17 protein-coding genes and 3 tRNA genes are annotated in these 19,576 nt (G+C 28.6%); 4 read left to right on the top strand and 16 right to left on the bottom strand.

Annotated features, from left to right (window positions below):
- Window positions 1-132 precede the first annotated feature (132 nt).
- The 16 genes from gyrA to VBM91_RS01485 all read right to left on the bottom strand — a co-directional run bounded on the left by gyrA (window position 133) and on the right by VBM91_RS01485 (window position 15,465).
- Entirely contained in the window at window positions 133-2,520 is a 2,388-nt protein-coding gene (gyrA, locus tag VBM91_RS01560) for a DNA gyrase subunit A (protein WP_416234919.1), read from the bottom strand.
- A 374-nt stretch (window positions 2,521-2,894) separates the two neighbouring features.
- On the bottom strand, window positions 2,895-3,614 hold the full coding sequence (locus VBM91_RS01555; RefSeq protein WP_323188425.1) for a pseudouridine synthase: 720 nt from the start codon (window positions 3,612-3,614) through the stop codon (window positions 2,895-2,897).
- Window positions 3,614-4,738 carry a nicotinate-nucleotide adenylyltransferase gene (locus VBM91_RS01550; protein ID WP_323189067.1) on the bottom strand — a complete coding sequence of 375 codons (1,125 nt, stop codon included), beginning with the start codon at window positions 4,736-4,738 and terminating at the stop codon, window positions 3,614-3,616. Before VBM91_RS01550 ends, VBM91_RS01555 begins: the two co-directional genes overlap by 1 nt.
- Before the next feature lie 5 nt (window positions 4,739-4,743).
- Complete coding sequence (locus VBM91_RS01545) at window positions 4,744-5,958, bottom strand: Y-family DNA polymerase (RefSeq protein WP_257088805.1); 1,215 nt, start codon at window positions 5,956-5,958, stop codon at window positions 4,744-4,746.
- Window positions 5,942-6,364, bottom strand: coding sequence for a Fe-S cluster assembly sulfur transfer protein SufU (sufU, locus tag VBM91_RS01540; protein ID WP_323189066.1), 423 nt, complete (start codon window positions 6,362-6,364; stop codon window positions 5,942-5,944). The genes VBM91_RS01545 and sufU overlap by 17 nt, the downstream gene beginning before the upstream one ends.
- Complete coding sequence (locus tag VBM91_RS01535) at window positions 6,354-7,508, bottom strand: aminotransferase class V-fold PLP-dependent enzyme (RefSeq protein ID WP_323189065.1); 1,155 nt, start codon at window positions 7,506-7,508, stop codon at window positions 6,354-6,356. Before VBM91_RS01535 ends, sufU begins: the two co-directional genes overlap by 11 nt.
- Window positions 7,508-8,026, bottom strand: coding sequence for a hypothetical protein (locus VBM91_RS01530; RefSeq protein ID WP_323189064.1), 519 nt, complete (start codon window positions 8,024-8,026; stop codon window positions 7,508-7,510). Before VBM91_RS01530 ends, VBM91_RS01535 begins: the two co-directional genes overlap by 1 nt.
- Window positions 8,026-8,469, bottom strand: coding sequence for a transcription antitermination protein NusB (locus tag VBM91_RS01525; RefSeq protein WP_323189063.1), 444 nt, complete (start codon window positions 8,467-8,469; stop codon window positions 8,026-8,028). Before VBM91_RS01525 ends, VBM91_RS01530 begins: the two co-directional genes overlap by 1 nt.
- A 104-nt stretch (window positions 8,470-8,573) precedes the next feature.
- Complete coding sequence (locus VBM91_RS01520) at window positions 8,574-9,992, bottom strand: hypothetical protein (RefSeq protein ID WP_323189062.1); 1,419 nt, start codon at window positions 9,990-9,992, stop codon at window positions 8,574-8,576.
- Window positions 9,993-10,163: 171 nt separating this feature from the next.
- A tRNA-Gly gene (locus VBM91_RS01515) sits at window positions 10,164-10,237 on the bottom strand.
- Window positions 10,238-10,331: 94 nt separating this feature from the next.
- Window positions 10,332-10,408 (bottom strand) — tRNA-Arg (locus VBM91_RS01510).
- A 5-nt stretch (window positions 10,409-10,413) separates the two neighbouring features.
- A tRNA-Cys gene (locus tag VBM91_RS01505) sits at window positions 10,414-10,488 on the bottom strand.
- A 211-nt stretch (window positions 10,489-10,699) separates the two neighbouring features.
- The gene (gene dnaK / locus VBM91_RS01500) at window positions 10,700-12,502 is read right to left on the bottom strand and encodes a molecular chaperone DnaK (protein ID WP_323189061.1); all 1,803 of its coding nucleotides are present in this window, start codon (window positions 12,500-12,502) and stop codon (window positions 10,700-10,702) included.
- Between the two features lie 101 nt (window positions 12,503-12,603).
- Window positions 12,604-13,500: a nucleotide exchange factor GrpE gene (grpE, locus tag VBM91_RS01495; protein WP_323189060.1), complete on the bottom strand. Its 897-nt coding sequence runs from the start codon at window positions 13,498-13,500 to the stop codon at window positions 12,604-12,606.
- Window positions 13,501-13,536: 36 nt separating this feature from the next.
- Window positions 13,537-14,580 (bottom strand): heat-inducible transcriptional repressor HrcA, encoded by a 1,044-nt coding sequence (locus tag VBM91_RS01490; RefSeq protein ID WP_323189059.1) that lies wholly within the window; start codon window positions 14,578-14,580, stop codon window positions 13,537-13,539.
- Between the two features lie 108 nt (window positions 14,581-14,688).
- The gene (locus VBM91_RS01485; RefSeq protein WP_323189058.1) at window positions 14,689-15,465 is read right to left on the bottom strand and encodes a class I SAM-dependent methyltransferase; all 777 of its coding nucleotides are present in this window, start codon (window positions 15,463-15,465) and stop codon (window positions 14,689-14,691) included.
- Between the two features lie 197 nt (window positions 15,466-15,662).
- On the opposite strand from VBM91_RS01485, the gene gap reads away from it, so the two are divergent.
- The 4 genes from gap (at window position 15,663) to asnS (ending at window position 19,514) form a co-directional block, all read left to right on the top strand.
- Entirely contained in the window at window positions 15,663-16,664 is a 1,002-nt protein-coding gene (gene gap / locus VBM91_RS01480; RefSeq protein ID WP_323188493.1) for a type I glyceraldehyde-3-phosphate dehydrogenase, read from the top strand.
- Between the two features lie 95 nt (window positions 16,665-16,759).
- Window positions 16,760-17,530, top strand: coding sequence for a hypothetical protein (locus tag VBM91_RS01475; RefSeq protein ID WP_323189057.1), 771 nt, complete (start codon window positions 16,760-16,762; stop codon window positions 17,528-17,530).
- A 153-nt stretch (window positions 17,531-17,683) separates the two neighbouring features.
- Window positions 17,684-18,145, top strand: a complete 462-nt coding sequence (locus tag VBM91_RS01470) for a YhcH/YjgK/YiaL family protein (RefSeq protein ID WP_323189056.1) — start codon at window positions 17,684-17,686, stop codon at window positions 18,143-18,145.
- Window positions 18,146-18,158: 13 nt separating this feature from the next.
- Window positions 18,159-19,514 carry an asparagine--tRNA ligase gene (gene asnS, locus VBM91_RS01465; protein ID WP_323189055.1) on the top strand — a complete coding sequence of 452 codons (1,356 nt, stop codon included), beginning with the start codon at window positions 18,159-18,161 and terminating at the stop codon, window positions 19,512-19,514.
- The last annotated feature ends 62 nt before the right edge of the window (window positions 19,515-19,576 follow it).

The following is a 19,576-nucleotide window of genomic DNA, read 5'->3' as shown; positions in this document are numbered from 1 at the left end:
TTCCAAATTAAGTTTTTTATATATTTTTGTCGTTTTGTATTTTAATAAATTAACGACGCTATTATACCCTTTTTTAACTTAATGCAAGCAATAAAAAAATAATGCTAATTTACTTTAGCATTATTGTACTTTTTAATTATCTTGTGAAATAACTTCAACAGCAACGATTGAATCGTTGTCTTTTAAGTTAATAATTTTTACACCTTTAGCATTTCTTCCTGTTTCAGAAATTTGGTTAATTTGAGTTCTTATTGTTGAACCTGATGATGTAATTACTAAAAGCTCATCTTTTGTATTAACAAATCTAGCAAATACTAAGTTTCCAGCTTTGTTACTATCAATACCAGCAACTCCTTTAGAACCTCTTCTTGTTAATCTAAATTGTTCTTTGTCTGTAAGTTTTCCAAATCCTTTTTCACCAAGTGTAAGGATTAATGAACCTTCGCTATCTGATGAAGCTGATACAACTTCTTGATTATCATCAAGTTTAATTCCCTTAACTCCTAATGAATTTCTTGAAAGCGGTCTAATGTCATCAGATTTGAACATACATACATTTCTGTAGTTGTTTGCTATTAATACAACTTCTTCATTTCCGATCACAAATGCTCTAACTAATTGGTCACCTTCTTTTAATTTAAATGCAATAAGTCCATTTTTTCTAATGTTTGCAAATAATTTAAGGTCAGATTTTTTAAACATACCTTGTTTAGTTACAGTTACTAAATATTGATCATCTGAGAATTTATCAACATTAAGAATTGAGATAATTTTTTCTCCATTTTCGACATCTAGTCCTGAAAGGATGTTTACAAAAGGAACTCCTTTTGATTGTTTTGAACCTTCTGGAATTTGGTGTCCTCTTAATGCATAAACTTTACCAATGTTTGAGAATAATAATAAGTTTGTATGCGTTGATGCGTGAATAATCATAGCAATATCATCATCTTCGTAAGTTTTCATACTTACTGAACCGACTCCACCTCTACGTTGTGTGTTGTATTCATCTAAGTCAATTCTCTTTACGTAACCTTTTGAACTTGATGTAATAACAATTTCTCTTTCATGGATTAAATCTTCATCTGAAATAACACCGACGGCTGATTCATCAATAACAGTTCTACGTTTGTCATTGAATTTTTCTTTGATTTCTTCAAGTTCTAAAACAATTTGGTTAATTAATTTTTCTTCTGAAGATAAAATGTCTTTGTAATGAGCGATTTCAACATTTAATTCACTAATTTCAAGATCCATTTTTTCAATGTTTAATCCTGTTAATCTGCTTAAACGCATTTCAAGGATAGCTTTTGTTTGTCTTTCAGTTAAATCAAATCTGCTTGATAATTTTTCTTGAGCTTCAGCATCTGTTTTAGATTGTTTAATTATTTTAACTACTTCATCAATGTTTGATACAGCAATTTTTAATCCAGCTAAAATATGAGCACGTTCTTCTGCTTTATTTAAATCAAATTTAAGTCTTCTTGAAACAACATCTTTTTGGTGTTCGATAAACACTTCAAGAGCTTGTTTTAAGTTTAATGTTTTAGGTTCTCCATTAACAATAGCAACTAAGTTAAAGTTGAATGATGTTTGGATATTTGATTTTTGGAATAACTTGTTTAAAAGAATGTGTGGATTTACACCTTTTTTAACATCGATAACTAAACGAATACCTTCTCTGTTTGATTCATCTCTTAAGTCTGTAATTCCTTCAACAACTTTTGCTTTGTGTAATTCAGCAATCTTTTCAATGATTGTAGTTTTTTTAATTGCATAAGGAATTTCTCTAATAATAATTTTTGATTTTCCATTAGGCTGCTCAATAACTTCACATTTTGAACGAACAGGAATACTTCCTCTTCCAGTTTCATATGCTTCTAAAATTCCTTTTGTTCCAAGGATAATTGCACCAGTTGGGAAGTCAGGACCTTTAATGCGTTGCATTAATTCTCTAACTGTAATTTCAGGATTTTTAGCAAGAGCAATAGCTGCATCAATTGATTCACCTAAGTTGTGTGGTGGAATTTCAGTTGCCATACCAACAGCAATCCCTGATGAACCTGAAACAAGTAAGTTAGGAAATCTTGAAGGTAATACTGTAGGTTCCTTTTCACTTCCATCATAGTTATCTACAAAATCAACTGTATCTTTTTTAATTCCTTCTAACATTTCAGAAGCAATTTTAGACATTCTTGCTTCTGTATAACGCATAGCAGCAGCAGAGTCACCATCGATTGATCCGAAGTTACCATGTCCATCTACAAGTGGATAACGCATTGAGAAATCTTGAGCCATACGAACCATAGCTTCATAAACTGATAAATCACCATGTGGGTGATATTTCCCTAAAACATCCCCTACAATACGAGCTGATTTACGATGTTGTGAACCAGGTGTAATTCCTAATTCTGACATATCGTAAAGAATTCTACGGTGAACTGGTTTAAGTCCATCACGTGCATCTGGAAGAGCACGTGAAACAATAACACTCATAGAGTACTCAAGGAATGATTGCTTCATTTCGTTATCAATAACAATTGGAATTAATCCTTCTGTTGGTGACTCAATGATTTGAGATTGAACTTGATATTCATCATTGTTTTGAGGTAATTCTTCCTCTTCTTCAATTTGCTCAACTACTGGTTGCTTTTTCTTGAAGATCATTTTGTTATTTTCTTCATATTCAAATTCTGTATCGTCTGAAGCTTTTAATGTAACATCAATTTCTTCAATTAATTTCTTGTCTTTGTCTTTATTGTCTATCATACAAACTCCTAACAGGATATATTTAAATGTAATTTAAATATATTATATATTTTTTACAAATTTATATAACATACATTATTTTTACCTTTTACAATAGTGTGCAAGCTTTAAAAGTAAAAAAACAAAGACTATTTTTTAGCCTTTGGTTTGTTTAATCACGCTTTTAAAGTTTTAACTTCTTTGATTGTAAGTGGTCTATATTTTCCTACAGGAATGTTTTCAACTGTAATTCCACCATATTCAACTCTTTTAAGATTGATAACTTCTTTATCAACTAATTTGAATAGTTCCTTAACGTGATGGTAAGTCCCTTGTGTTAAAACAACAAAGTAACTTTTTGATTCAATGTGAATAACTTGTTGGTTGGAAAATTTTTTGTTAATAATTACAGGTTTGTTTAATTTAGCTAATTCTTTTTTATCAAGCGGTTCATTTAATCTTGCTCTATAAACTCTTACAACTTCATATGATGGGTGCATTAATTTATTAGCTAAATCTCCATCATTTGTAAGAATAAGAACTCCGGTTGTATCAAAATCTAATCTACCTACAGGAAAAATTTTGTAAGGTGTATCAATTAAATCAGTAACTTTTGCTCTATTGAAATTATCTTTAAGCGTACATACAGTTTTTGGTGGTTTATTTAGAACAAAATAAACTTTTTGTTCTTCACCATTAATTGGTAATCCATCAACTAAAATTTCATCATTAAATGAAGCTTTATCACCTAATTTAGCTATATAACCATTAACAGAAATTCTTCCATCTAAAATCATTTGTTCAGCTTCTCTTCTTGAAGCAACTCCTGCTTTAGAGAGAATCTTTTGTAATCTTTCTTGCATTTGCATTAGTTACCTTCTTTCAAATCTATATCTAAAGGTGATTTACCACTTCTGTATTTGTTATATAAAGCAAGTTGCTTATCTGAAAAGACAACTCCTTTGTTAATGTTGTAATCATAAGCATCTTGAACCGCTTGTGAAAATCCTGCTTTTAAATCTTTTAAAGCTAGAGCTCTTACTTTTTGGATACCAGGATACTTTCTTCCTTGACAAATTTTGTCAGCTAAATAAACCACAATATCAAGCGGCGTCATATTTTCTCTCATAGATGTGTGATATTTAACTGCATTTAAAATATCTTCATTTTTAATTCTCAAAGCGTGTTTAAGAATTAAATAACCTGTGTATTGGTGCAGCATATGGTTTTCAAAACTATCTAATAATTCAGGTTCATTTTCTTTAATTATCTGAATTGAAACTTCTGGATCAATTTCTTTTGCGATGTCGTGAACTAACCCTGCAAAATAAGCGTCTCTAGCAGATAGCCCATGTGCTTTTGCAAGTGCAACTGCAAATTCAGCACAAGACATAGAGTGCTTTGCTCTAAGTGCTGTAAGTGTATTGAAAATAATTTGCTCTATATATAATCTGTGTTCTGCAATGTAATCTGCAACAACTTCTGGAACGAAGTTTAATTCACCTTTTTTATATAAAGTAGATGATTCAGGTCTAATTGGGTTGTTTAAAATTAAAACATTATATTTTTTTGCATAAATTTTGTTGAAATTGTTACTTCTTTTGAAAACAACAATTTTTGCAAGCTTACAAATTTCATCAATATTTTTTCATTTATTAAGTGACATTAAGTTGTCTGAACCAATGAGCAAGAATAATTGGTCATTTTTGTATTTGTTTTTAAAGTATTTAAGTGTGTCAATTGTATAACTAACTCCACCACGTTTAACTTCAAAATCAGATACTTCGATTTTATCTTCTCCATCTGTTGCTAATTGAATCATTTTAATCCTGTGTTTACCTGAAGCATTTTTTTTAGTTGTCTTAAATGGTGATGAATATGCAGGAACAAAAATTAATTTATCTAAATTAAGTTCATTAATTGCATATTTAGCAATTTCTAAATGACCCTTATGAACTGGATCAAATGAACCACCAAAAATCCCTATTTTCATAATACCTACTTTCTGTATAAGCTACCTTGTAAGGTGAATTTACTTTTTTCTTTGTTTACATTTTTAGTTACACCGATGTTTGCAAAGTTAATATTTAAGTTTTCATACTTTTTAATTTCAGTCGCTTCCTGGAATAATGGAACTGGTATGTAAATATCAAAAACATCTCTAAGACCTGATATTCTTACACCTATACCAATGTATTCTTTATCTCTGAAGTGTTTATCAAATAAATCAAAAGCAACTCTATGTAAATCTTCATATGTGTTGATATATTTGGAAATTTTATGTTGCTTTGTAAATCATTTTTTCTCTTTGGTTCTGATTAAAACAGAAACTACATTTCCAACTAAATTGTGTTTAATAGCTCTTCCTGAAACTTTTTTAATTAGATCATCAAAGTATTTGATTTTAATTTCTTCATCCATATAGTAATCTTCAAAAGTAATTTCGTTCCCTAACCCTTGAAGTTGTTTTTCGTGATGTTGAATATTTTCATAATAATAAGGTTGTAAATTTTTAATTATTGTTTCAGCATACTTACCAAATAATGTTTGCATTAGCAACATATTTGTAGATACTTTATAAAGGTCACCAATTGTTTTTAGCCCCATTGATTCAAGTTTTGGAGCAGACCTTCAACCAATTCCGTGAAATTCACCAATTGGTAAGTGAAAGAATTGATCTTTGAAATTAGCTTCATTAGTAAATCCAATTCCAAATGGTTTTGAAATGTTAGTAGTCATCTTCGCTAAAAATTTGTTGTGAGATATACCGATTGTGATCGGAATATCAAAGACTCTTAAGATTTCTTGTTGGATTTGTCTAGCTAAAAACTTTGGTGAAACTTTTGTTTTATAAACTAAATTAGTTACATCTAAAAAACATTCATCAATTGAGGATATATGAATATTTTCAGTGTATTTTCTACCTAAAAAACCAAAAATGGAGTTAGATGTACTAATGCATAAATCCATATCAACATCAACGAACACTGTTTCAGGAACTAGTTTTCTAATTTCTTCTTTTTTCATTCCAACACGAACTAATTTTGTATTTTTTAATTCGTAACTAATAGATACAGCTATTGCATGTGATTTACTTTTGCATATTGCAATTGGTTTTCCCTTGAGTAGTGGATATTTTAATCTTGCTACTGATGCAAAGTAACTATCAAAGTCAATATGGAAAATAATTGGTTTTTTAGTTGTTGTTCTCATCTTGGTAAGCTTTTGTGATTAAAAGAGCACAATTAACTCTATTTAAGTGTGATTTAACATTATAGAAAACTCAAAGGTTTTCTAATTTTGTAATTTGTTCATCGCTTAATTGTTCTTGATTAACAAACTTTTCAAAAAGCGAAATAAGATTTGAGATTTCTTCTTTAGTTTTGTTTTTAATTAAACTTAAGAACATATCAGTTGAAGCAACAAAAATTGCACATCCAATTCCGTTAAAGTTTGCTTCTTTAATTTTGTCATTTTCTCATTGAATGTCTAATTGAACTTTGTCAGAACAAGTATTACTGTAATGGGTTTGAAATTTATCATCTAAATCTTTTTTGTTAACTGGGTTTTTGTAATGCTCCATAATCATTTCACGAGCTTCATTTTGATTAAAACGCATAAAAGTCACCTCCATTTTTTAACTCTTCAATAAGTTTGTCAATATCTTCATATGAATTGTAAATTCCAAGTGAAATTCTTAAAAATGAATAATTATCTTGAATGTTTCTCAAATAAGGGGCGCAGAAAATTCCTGCTATTGTGTAAATTCCTTTTGAACCTAAATAAGTAGCAACATCTTGAGGATTAATTCCCTTTACATTAATAAGCGCAATGTTGTCACCTGGTTTTGAGAAAACTTCAATATTGTCTAATGTAGCTAATTGATTGTGTAAGTAAGTTGATAAATCCTTAAGAATTTCTTGAGTTTTTTCATATCCAATTGAGTTGAAAAAATCAAGTGATTTATCAAACATAAAGAAACCACCTAAATCAGGTGTTCCTGGTTCAAATCTTGAAATTGTCTTTTTAATAGTTCAATTATTATCTTTACCGATCGCATCAACTGAACCACCACCAAATTTAACTGGTCTAAATTGTGAAAGTAATGTATCTTTAATTGCTAAGACACCCATTCCTGTTGGTCCATAAAATTTATTTGTACTGAATGCTATTGCATCAAAATCATTTAAGGAAGTTTTTTTATGACTAATAGCTTGTGCTGCATCAGCTAAAATTACAATATTTTTTTCTTTTGCTATCTTGCAAATTGCATTAATATCTAACGAAATATTAAAGTTGTTAGTTTCATTAGAAAATGAAATGAGTTTAGTTTTCTCATTAATGTCACTTAAAATGTCATTTGACACAACAACTTTTGAATTTGTTTTTTTAGCAATTTCTAATCAAGGAATAATGTTTGAAGAGTGATTGTATGAGCTTAATAAAATTTCATCACCATCTTTTAGAATTTGTCCCATCATTTGAGCAAACATATTAATTGATTCAGTTGTTCCTGATGTGAATATAACTTCTGTTTCTTTTGCATTGATTAAATCAGCGACTTTTGAACGAACTCTTGAAATTGTTTGATTAACTTCACTACCGATTGGTGTATCTGCTGTACGTGATGAAATTGATTTATTAGAATAAAAATCAACTAAAGCATCGACTGCAGTTTGAGGTTTCAAAACTAAGGCGGCTGAATCAAAATAAACAATAGACTTTAAGATTGGAAATTGTTCTCTAATTTCTTTATTTTTCATTAAAGCACCTTCTTTAGAATAGAACGTAAAACAGTGTTGTAATTTGGCAATTTTTGAAACTCATCTAAAAAGTCATAATAGTATGTTCTTTTAACTTTATTAACTAAAAGATCAAACTCGTGTTTAGTTTCTTTTTTTGATAATGACTTATTGTTAACTAATTTGATTTGGTTATTTTCTAAGTACTCAATATCAAAAGTCAAATTATCAATGTTGTAATATTTAGCAATCAGTTGATAGAACATAAAATGATAAAAGTTGCTAATCATTTGCTTTTGAGCATCAGTTGCATTTTCTTCAAATTCAATGTGACTTAAAAACTTATCAATAAGTTCATTAAGTGTATTTGAAGAAATACTCATTTCTTTTTTATCGTAAGCTGAATTATCTACTTGCTTTTTGATTAACTTGTAGTTAGCAAACTGCTCAATTGTAAAATAAAATTGTTTGATAATCTTTTTTAGATGTGAGTTGTATGCAATTACAAATTTAAGATTGTTAATTTTGATTGATGACATTATTTTGCTTTATCCATTAACTGAATTAATTTGTAATAGTTTTCTAAAATACCATTAACAAACTTGTAGTAGCTTTCTTCTTGTGTCACGTTTGATTGATCTAATGCTGGTGGGAAGAACATTTTTGTAATTTCAACTGACTCATTAAAAACAATTTTAGCTTGATTATTAAACAACTCAAAAGCACCGTTTAAAATGATTGCTCTAACAACTGGAGAGAGTCTTTCTCAACTTCAGTCACTGTTTAAAAGCGATGATAAAGTCTTTCTTAAAAACTTGTAGTTAGATGCAATTAAACTTAATCTTTTTGTTTCTTCAATATCAATAAAATCAAATTCAGTAACTGCAGCAGGAACATCGATTGCTTCATTTAAAAGTTCGTATTTGTAAAGAACTTGAATAACATTTAATCTGATTTCTCTTCTTGATTTTTTATTACTCATAAAACACTCCTTAAATATTTTTTTAATTATATTAAAAAAATGTTTTTGTGTATTTTGCTTTTAGTTCTATGGTATAGAAAGTTTAAAAAATATCTAACTTTTAGTTAGATATATTTAACAGTTTTTCTTGCTTCAATCTTGTTTTTGATTAATTCAAGAAGTGAGAATAAAGTAGATAAAATAAGTACATAAATCGGAATTGAAATTAAGGTTCTGAATATGATTGGTATCATAATTATTAGATAATTATTTCCAACTGTGTAATTACGTTTTAAGAATAAGTTTGCATAATTAATGAAGACGTAAGGTCCATAAATTCATCTACATACAATCATAACAATTAGAACGATTCCGATAATCATAAATAAGTTTATGAAATAACTTGCAATTCTCTTATTTTGATCTTGTTTTGTGTATACATAAAGCATTATGAACAACAGAACAAAAGTTAGAACAAATGAAATTGCAATTATTATGTATAAAGTAGCATCTGTAAGAGCACCAACTCCAAAAATTTTACTGATCTTAAGACCCTCAATTAAGTTAGTTTTTTTATTTTTAACAAAGAATTTTGGATTATCTGAATTCGATACTAAAATAATTGTGAGGAAGGTAGAAAATAGTGAAATAAGTATCGTTACAAAAGTTGCAATAACTGCTTTTATTGACTTTGTTTTATACATAAAAATGAATAGTTTTGTAATCAATACAACTGCAATCGGCACTATTGCATACATTCAGTATCAAGATCAAATTCCACCATTAAATAATAGTGCAAAAAAGTCTGACGCAACTCCTAAAAGTGCTGCTTTATAAGTTGTGAAAAAGATTGCATAGATAATATAAAACACATATTCAAAATTTAATCCAACTTTTGAAAGTGCTGTAAATTTAACAAGTGTCTGAACTATTAAAAATAGTCCCATTGTTATTCCGGCAATTGACATTTCATAAACATCGAATTTAAATTCAACATTTTTGAATCTTGAAAACTTGTTTTCAGATTCTAAATTGATTAAATAAATTAATTCATCAACTTTTTCAATCGAATTTCTTTCCTTATCTGAAAGGTATAAGGTGTTTATAAAGAAAATTTTGTAAAAAACATCAACAGGTGGTATTACTGCTGTTATATAAAGCAAATTAATAAGATGCTTTTTATTACTTAATACAAAATGCATTCTCGGGTTAAGGGTGTAATAACCATTTTTAACTTTTTTAGCTATCTCACTAGCATCGTAGAGTGATTTAAGAGAATAAATAACTCAAATTATTGGAACAAAAATTAGATATGTATATCATTGATTATTCTCCACTACATTTGATTTTCCACAAATTGCTAAAACAACAAATGTAATAATTATTAAAAAAGTTATTATTTGAGAAATTGATTTGATTATCACCTTTTTATTTAGGAAACTTATAAATAAATCATTGATATATCAAGGATTACCTTTATACTCCAATGTTTTCACAAATTTTTGGGTTAATAGTTCTTTGTCTTCATGTATTTTTGTCTTCATGTATTTTTGTCTTCATGCATTTTTGCCTTCATGTATTTTTGTCTTCATGTATTTTTATATTATAAGTAATAAGCAAATTTTAGTAAGTAAAAAAGATAAAAAAACAACTCCCAAAAGGGAGCTGTCTTTCATAACAAAAAAACAAATGAGGTCAGCGATTTCTCGCTGATATGGAGCGAGTGAAGGGAATCGAACCCTCACAGTCAGCTTGGAAGGCTGAAGTTCTACCATTAAACTACACTCGCATTCGTTATTGGTGTAAATATTATAACACACAATTAATTTTTTATAACGAAATTTTTTAATTTTTTATTTTCTCGCACAAAGCAAAGCAACATCTGGCGCGCCCGACAAGACTCGAACTCGTAACCTTTAGGGCCGTAACCTAACGCTCTGTCCAATTGAGCTACGGGCGCATTTATGGAGGCACCAACGGGATTCGAACCCGTAATCAAAGTTTTGCAGACTCATGCCTTGGCCGTTTGGCTATGGTGCCTTGTGCTAACTTATTATAGTATATTTTTTATACTATGAAAATTTTTTTATTAAATTTTTAAACAATTTAATGCACTATTTATAAATCTGATAAAAACATATATTTTTTAAGAATAAATATAGAAATAAATTGGCTTTATTAAGTTTTTTTACTTACAAAAGCAAATAAAAACACCATAGTTTGCACTATAGTGTCCTTATATCTATATAAATTATTCTTCAACTACTTCAGCAACATCTTCATCTGAGTTATTTTGTGATGCTTGTTGTGTATTTTGAGCATTTTGTTGAGCTGATGCATTAGCAAAGTTTCTGACAACTTCTTCAACTTGGTCTAATTTTGTTTTAAGAGCAGGAATGTCTTTTTTGTTAATTAATTCTTGTAATTCACTAATTAATTTTTCAGATTCTGCTTTAGCTTTTTCATCTAATTTGTCACCTTGTTCTGCGTTAGCTTTCTTAATTTGGTCAATTAATGATTCAGCTCTAACGATTGTTTCAGCTTCTTCTTTACGTTTTTTGTCAGCTTCTTTGTTTAATTCAGCTTCTTTAATCATTCTTTCAATTTCTGCTTCTGATAATTTTGAAGAGTTTTGAATTGTGATTGATTGTTCTTTATTTGTTTTAACATCTTTAGCTTTAACTGTTGTAATACCGTTAACGTCAATTGAGAAGCTAACTTCGATTTGAGGAATTCCTCTAGGAGCTGGTTCAATACCTGAAAGGTTGAATTGTCCTAATAATTTGTTGTCTGAAGCCATTTCTCTTTCACCTTGAACAACTGTAATCGTAACTTCTGTTTGGTTATCTGCAGCTGTTGAGAAGATTTGAGATTTTGTAACTGGGATTGTTGTATTTCTTGGGATAAGTGGTGTAGCAATACCTCCAAGTGTTTCAATACCTAATGTTAATGGAGTAACATCAAGTAATAAAATGTCATCAATGTCTCCTGCTAAAACAGCACCTTGAATAGCAGCACCGATTGAAACAACTTCATCTGGGTTGATTGAACGGTTAGGTTCTTTACCTAATGTTCTTTTTACCATTTCTTGAACAGCTGGCATTCTTGTTGATCCACCAACTAATAATACTTCGTGTAAGTCGTTAGCTGTAATTCCAGCTTCTTTTAAAGCATCTTCAATAGGTTTTCTTGTTCTATCTAATAAGTTAGCTGTCATAGCTTCGAATTCGCTACGTTTTAATTCTAATTCAACGTTTAATGGTCCGTTTGGTGTGATTGCTAAGAATGGCAAGTTAATAGCAGCTGTTGATTGGTTTGATAAGTCAATCTTTGCTTTTTCAGCTGTTTCTTTTAATCTTGACATAGCCATTTTGTCGCTTCTTACATCAAAATCGTATTTTGATTTAATTTGTGAAATCATTCATTCAACAATAGCATGATCTCAGTCATCTCCACCTAAGTGGTTGTCTCCTGAAGTTGATAAAACTTCAAATGTTCCGTTTTCTAATTCAAGAACAGAAACATCAAATGTTCCTCCTCCTAAGTCATAAACAAGAACTTTCATTGATTTATCAGTTTTTTCTAAACCGAATGCAAGTGCAGCTGCAGTAGGTTCATTGATAATTCTAAGAACATCTAATCCAGCAATTTTACCTGCGATTTTTGTAGCTTCACGTTGAGCATTGTCAAAGTAAGCTGGAACTGTAATAACAGCTTTAGTTACTTTTTTACCTAATTTAGCTTCTGCATAATCTTTCATATATTGTAAGATCATTGCTGAAATTTCTTCAGGTTTGTAGTCTTTTCCATTTAGTTTAACTGTTTTATCTGTTCCCATTAATCTTTTAATAGAAACAACTGTGTTTGGGTTTGTTTCAACTTGTCTTTTAGCAGCATCCCCAACAATAATTTCATCTCCTTTAAATGCAACTACTGATGGAGTTGTTCTTTTCCCATTAGGGTTTTCTAAAACAACAGGTTGTTTATTTTCAATAACAGTAACAACAGAGTTTGTTGTACCTAAGTCAATTCCTAATACTATTTCTTTAGCCATATTTAATCTCCTTTTGCAATAAAATGTTTTTTCATCCTCTTTTTAATTGAATATATTATAACAGAAATTTAGCAAAACAATAATTTATTTGCTAAATTTTTTTATTTTATTTTTGAGATAACAACTGATGCAGTTTTAACTACTCTATCACCAATTTTTAAACCATATCTAACTACTCTTATAATAGAATTGTCAGCTTTATTATTATCGTGTTCGATTTGAACAACTTCTTGAGTGTGAGCATCAAATTCAGAACCTACAATTGGGTCAATTAATTGAGCACCATTTTCGTTAAATAGATTTTCAAATTGTTTTGCAACAATTGAAAATCCAAAGCAGTAGTTTTTAACAACTTCATTATCTGAATTTAAACCAGCATTCATAGCACCCATATAATTGTTATATGGTTCCATAAATTCTTCTAAAAACTTAGATAATGCATATTTTTTGTTTTCTAAAACTTCTTGTTTTTTTGCTTCATTAGTTTTTGTAACTAATTCTTCATATTTTTGCTTGAAGTTTGCATCTAATTCTTGAAGTTTTAATTTGTATGTATATTGATCTAATTGAATTTTGTTTTCTAATTCTTTAACTTTTGCATTTAAAGAATCAACTTGTGAAGATAATTGAATTTTTTCTGCATTAAGTTTTTCAATTTCTGCAGCCAATAATTCTTTCTCTTTATCATTAGCTTTTGATTCTTCTTTTTTAATGTGTGAAATCTGAAGTTTTATGTCTTTTAAATTAACATAAGCTTTTTTACCACGGAAGTCTTTAAAAATGTAATCACTTGGAAACACTAATTTGATAGTTAATTTTTTATTAAATTTTTGACCAATTAAATATTTGTCAAAATCAGGTAAGTATTCATTTTTACCAACTGTGATTGTTTTTTTACCTTTAAATTCAATAATTTCTTTTGAATCTAAGAAAAGCTCAAATTCAGCAGTAATTTTATTACCCTCAAAAATCTTTCCTTTTGTTAAATAATTATTCATTTTTCTCCTCTTTTGCTCCTAATTTTTACAGCAAGATTATTTTTTCTTATTGCTTAAAATTCTTTCCAACATTGCAAGCGCAATCTTCATATCATCATATTTTGAAGTAGTAGCACCTACTATAGCAATTTCAGTGATTTGATTATGATTGCTAATTTTCTTGGACATATATGTTCCTGAATTATCAATTTGAATTCTTATGTTTTCCTCGTCTTCAATTTGAGATTCAATACTTTCTCAAATTGAGTGATTTTCAATCAACTCAATCATTTTTGAAAGGTCTTCTCTTTGAATATTTTGACTCAAGATAATGTTATTTTTTCCATAAACATTATTTTTATTTCTTGTTCTAGTCTTGAAGTTGCCAAAAACATTTCTAACAAATGAGTTGATAAGCTCTTGATATTTTTGAACTGCTTCTTTTAAAATAGGTTCTAAAATTGCAACAGTTTCAGGAATTTCACAAAGTGGTTTATCAACTAATCTTTCTTTGAAAATTCTTACTGCTGTTTTAACATCAGTCATTTTAAATTCGTTATTTTCAATATTTAAAATTCTTGAAAATACATCACCATTTGATGTAACTAATACAATTGTTGCTTTTGTAGGTGACAACACAACTAAATCAATACTTTTAAGAAGTGTTTGATCATCGATATTATTAGTTGTAATCATTGTATAACCCGACATATCAGCAATAATTTGAGCTGCTTTTTCAACTGTATTATCAATATCAACTTTTTTGTTTGCTAATATAGCTTCAATTTTGTTTTCAAATTCAGATGTATGCGGTTTAGCAAGATATTTAGCATAATAATTAAGACCTAATAAAGTAGGAATTCTTCCACTTGTTCCTGACTCTTTTATAAGGTAACCTAACTCTTCAAGCTCACCTAAAATGTATCTCATTTTAGCACTTGAAAAATCTAATTCAGGATGTACCTTACTATATTTTTCAACTAGATATGCGCTACTTACAGCGTTCCCTGTTTCAATGTAAGCTTGAACTGTAGATCTTAAAACTGGTTCGTGTTTTGGTTTTAATCTTGTGTAATCTGAAGTTTCTTTTTTTGTTTCCATAGAAAATATTTTAGCATAAGTTAGCAAAAAACAAAGCTAATTGCTAAAATTATTTACAAGATGAGTTCTTCTTTAATTTAATAAAGAAGTCATTTGCTAAATTAACAATTAACTTTGTTTTTTAATTACATAATAGATAGCATTATCACTAAAATCTAATGCATTTTTTGTTTCTTTTCCTAAACTATCTCTATGTGCATATTTATAAATTTGTTTAATTCCGGCTTCATTTAAAAGCGACATAATTTCATCAAAATCATAATAAGATAAAACACCTTTTTGCCCTTCTTGATAGTAGACAAAGTCACCTTTATCTCAGTTAGAAATATTTTTAAACTTAATTTCTTTTTCTTGCTGCTTAATTAATTTTTCTCTATTAATATCACCAGTAGCTTCGTGAGCGCTAAAAACTATGTATCCATTTGGTTTTAGTGCAGTATAAGCATTTTTTAATGCATTAATTTTATTAATTCTATAAGGAATGCACATTAGTGAATTGAATGTGAAGATCATAAAATCATATTGCTTTTGATATTTATAATTTGATAAATCAACTTCATAAAAATTCACATTTATGTTTGTTTTCTTTGAATGATTTTGAGTTAAATATTCTTTAGCTTTTTTAATTGAATTTTTACTAATATCATAGCCGTCAAGGTTTAAAAATCCTAAATCAAGTGCTCCAAATATAAAACGTCCAGTACCTGTTCCTAAATCTGCAATGTTTGCAGTTTTAGAAATATTTAGGTTTTTTAGTCAATATTTTTCAGCATTTAAAATGCCAACATTTTCAATAGCTTCAAAATAATGTTTCAGTGAACTATCAGTATCATAAACTGAAGTTAACTCATTAACAGACATAGTAATAGTTTGTGAATTTTTCATAAAGCAATTATATTAAAAGTTAGATTATCACACTCAATTTTTAGACTAATTCATAAGCTGCATAAAGATAAAAAGCTAATATTTAATTTATGAAATTAAATAAATACACTTTTTTAAAAAAAGTATAATATATAAGCAATTTATAAATAGCTTTATAAATTATCAAAAGTTTAGTTTAGATATAGAAAGGAAGCAAAATTATGAAAAAAGTTGCTATTAACGGATTTGGAAGAATCGGAAGATTATTCTTACGTAGATTATTACAAACAAACTCAAAAGATATGCAAGTTGTTGCTGTTAACGACTTAACAGATCCAGCTACATTAGCTCACTTATTAAAATACGATACAGCATACCACACATTACCAGTTGATGTTGAAGTTAAAGAAGGTGCTATTGTTGTTAATGGAAATGAAATTAAAGTTTTATCAGAAAGAGACCCTGAAAACTTACCTTGAGCAGAATTAGGAATTGACCTTGTTGTTGAATCAACAGGATTCTTCACAAAACGTGAAGGTGCAGAAAAACACTTAAAAGCAGGTGCTAAAAAAGTTGTTGTTTCAGCTCCATCAGATAAAGATGTTAAAACAATCGTTTACAATGTAAACCACAACATCTTAACAAGCGAAGACAAATTAATCTCAGCTGCTTCATGTACAACAAACTGTTTAGCTCCAGTTGTTAAAGTTTTAGTTGACAACTTCGGAATTAAAAGTGGTTTCATGACAACAGTTCACGCTTACACAGCTGACCAAAGATTACAAGATGCTCCTCACAAAGACTTAAGAAGAGCACGTGCAGCAGCACAAAACATTGTTCCTACATCTACAGGAGCAGCAAAAGCTATCGGATTAGTAGTTCCAGAAGCTACAGGTGTTTTAAGTGGTTCAGCTCTTAGAGTTCCTACAATTACAGGTTCAGTAGTTGACTTAACAGTTGTTTTAGACAAACAACCAACAGTTGAAGAATTAAACGCAGCTGTTAAAGCAGCAGCAAGTGAAACATTATTATATACAGAAGCTCCATTAGTATCTTCAGATATCATTGGTGCTACATATGGTTCAATCTTTGATGCTCAATTAACAGACGTTTTAGAAACAGAAAATGGAAGACTTTACAAAGTTATTTCATGATATGACAACGAAATGTCATACGTTTCACAATTAGTTAGAACAGTAGAACACTTCGCTAAATTATAATAATCAATGACACAGCTAAAATAGCTGTGTTTTTTGTTACTCATCTCAAAAACTTAATATAATTAATAATATATTAATCATATTAAGGAAAAAATATGCCTTTTATATTAATCGCAATTTCTATAATTCAAGTTATCTTAGGTTGATTTGTTATTTTCGAAAAATCTGGTCTTTTATTCTACAAATCACTTCTAAAATTAACTAATGCAAAAATTGAACAACTTAAAACTTGAAATAAACAAAACAAAGTGGTAAACATAAAATACCTTGAAGGTAAAGATTATCTATTGAAAACTATTCAAAACAAGGTTATTATTCCTGCAATAGTGCTATTTTTCATTCACGTAGCTTTATATGTTGTTTTATTTTTAGAACTATTTTTACTACCTGGCAATGATCGTTTCAATGAAATATATAAAATATTATTCCCGATAGCTGTTATACCAATTAGTTATTTACAATTCTTTTCATTGTTTATTATTCCTTACTTTTTTGTGTTCAAGAAAAGGTTAAATGACGAATTCAAAAAAGCTAAGAAAGTTAGATTTAGTCCTAATGCAGAAATGTTTGAAGGGGTTGAATTAACTGAACCACAAATGTCTGACATAAACTTATTCAAATTTAATGACAAAAACCCTAGATTAATTATTTGAAAACCTATTGTGTTCTACGGTAAAGCTGAATCATTTAGTTCAATTTTTCCTATTAATATAGCTTCAAGAAAAATGAAAAACAGAGCTGACATCGAAAAATTAGCATACTTCTTATTAAACTTCGATTCAATTGGAGATTGGCTCAAATCAGAAGATAAGCAAGTTTATGTTAAAGTATATAGAGCATTATTTGAAACTCAAAATTTCTTATAAATTAAACTATAAAACTACTTTTAAAGCTTACTCATTAGCTTAAAAGTAGTTTTCTTATTATCAAGTTAACTGAAAATACTTTTTATTTTCTTTAAGTTCATAAGTTGTAAAAAATAATATAATATTAAAATATTATATTATTAGGAGGGTTAAATGATATATGACAAGTTTGTCAACGTAGGTAAATATGATTATGGCAATAGTAGCTTAAGTAAAGCAATGAATTTAATTAATTCATATGATTTTAATAATTTACCATATGGCGCAACTAATATTGATGAAAATATTAGAATAGTGAAACTTAATTACACACCATTTTATAACCATTTATTTGGTGAAATTCATAATAACACTATTGATATTCATATTAATTTACTTGATACAAAAGAAGTTGTTTATTATGATTTAAATCCAAATAATGTAAACAATGAAATTTTGAATGAAAATAAAGATAATGATGTTAAATTCGTTCAAATTAATTCATACGATAATAAATTAATGTTAAACAAAAATGAGTTTGTTCTTTTCTTTAAGAATGAAACACATATGTTTGATTTATTAGACAAAAATAGTCCAAAAGACAAGATAATAATTAAAATTAAGACAAATAATTAATTAGGAGAAATTTATGTACTCAATTAAAAAAATATTATTAAGACCTGAGTTTTTTGACGGTTGAACTGATGTAACTATTAAAGGGTGAGTTTCATCAAACAGAGGAAACAAAAAAATTCGTTTCATTGAAGTAAACGATGGTTCAACTATTTCAAACTTGCAAGTTGTCTTCAAAGGCGAAGCTTTTGATTTTGACTTATTAGACCAAACTAAACCTGGTTCAGCAATCATTATTAAAGGTTCATTGCATGCAACACCAAATGCGCCTCAACCAATTGAATTAGTAGCTACAGAAGTTACAGTAAAAAAAGTTGATGAAGATTATCCAATTCAAAACCAAGAAATCAACCTTGAAACATTAAGAGAAATTCCACATTTAAGACACAGAACAAACTTAATTAAAGCAATTATGCTTGTTAGATCAACATTAGCTCACGAAATTCACAAGTACTTCATTTCAAAAGAATTCTTCTTAATGGCTTCTCCAATTATTACAAGTAACGATGGAGAGGGAGCTGGAGAAACTTTTATAGTTTCAGATAATGAATCAAAAGATCCATTCTTTGGAAAATCTAAGAAAGCTACATTAGGTGTTACCGGACAATTACACGGTGAAAGTTACGCAGTTGGAATGAACAAAATTTATACTTTTGCACCTACATTTAGAGCAGAAAACTCAAACACAAAAAGACACTTAGCAGAATTCTGAATGATTGAACCTGAAGTTGCATTCTACAACTTATTTGATGTTATTCATTTAGCAGACGATATGCTTAAAGTTGTTGTAAGAAACACATTAGCTAAAAACAAAACTGAAATTGAATATTTAGATAAAGTAACAAACAATGGTTTAATCAAAAGATTAGAGCACTTTGTTGAAACACCTTTAAAAATCATTGATTATAAAGAAGCAATCGAAGAACTTAAAAAAGTTGCAGATACATTTGAAAACAAGGATATTTACTTCGGTTTAGATTTAGCTTCAGAACATGAAAAATACTTAACAGATAAGCTTTATAAAGCACCTGTTGCAGTAATTAACTTCCCTAAAGATTTCAAAGCATTCTATATGAAACAAAACGAAGATAGTAAAACAGTTGCTGCATTTGACTTATTAGTGCCTGGTGTAGGAGAAATGATTGGTGGTTCTGAACGTGAATCTGATTATGATAAATTAGTTACACGTGTAAAAGAATTAGACATTGACCAAGAAGACTTACAATGATACTTAGACTTACGTAGATTTGGGCATATGTTAACTTCAGGATTTGGAATTGGATTTGAAAGATTAGTTATGTATGTCACTGGTACAGAAAACATTAGAGAAACAATTCCATACCCAAGATCAAACGGAAGCATCAAAATGTAATTTAAACACTCTTTATGAGTGTTTTTATTTTTAAAAAGACGTGTAAATAATATAATAATTAA

The sequence above is a fragment of the Mycoplasma sp. 2248 genome (genome assembly GCF_034863245.1).
In the GTDB taxonomy this organism is placed as follows: domain Bacteria; phylum Bacillota_I; class Bacilli_A; order Mycoplasmatales; family Metamycoplasmataceae; genus Mycoplasmopsis.
This window is presented reverse-complemented; position numbering and strand designations above follow the sequence as displayed.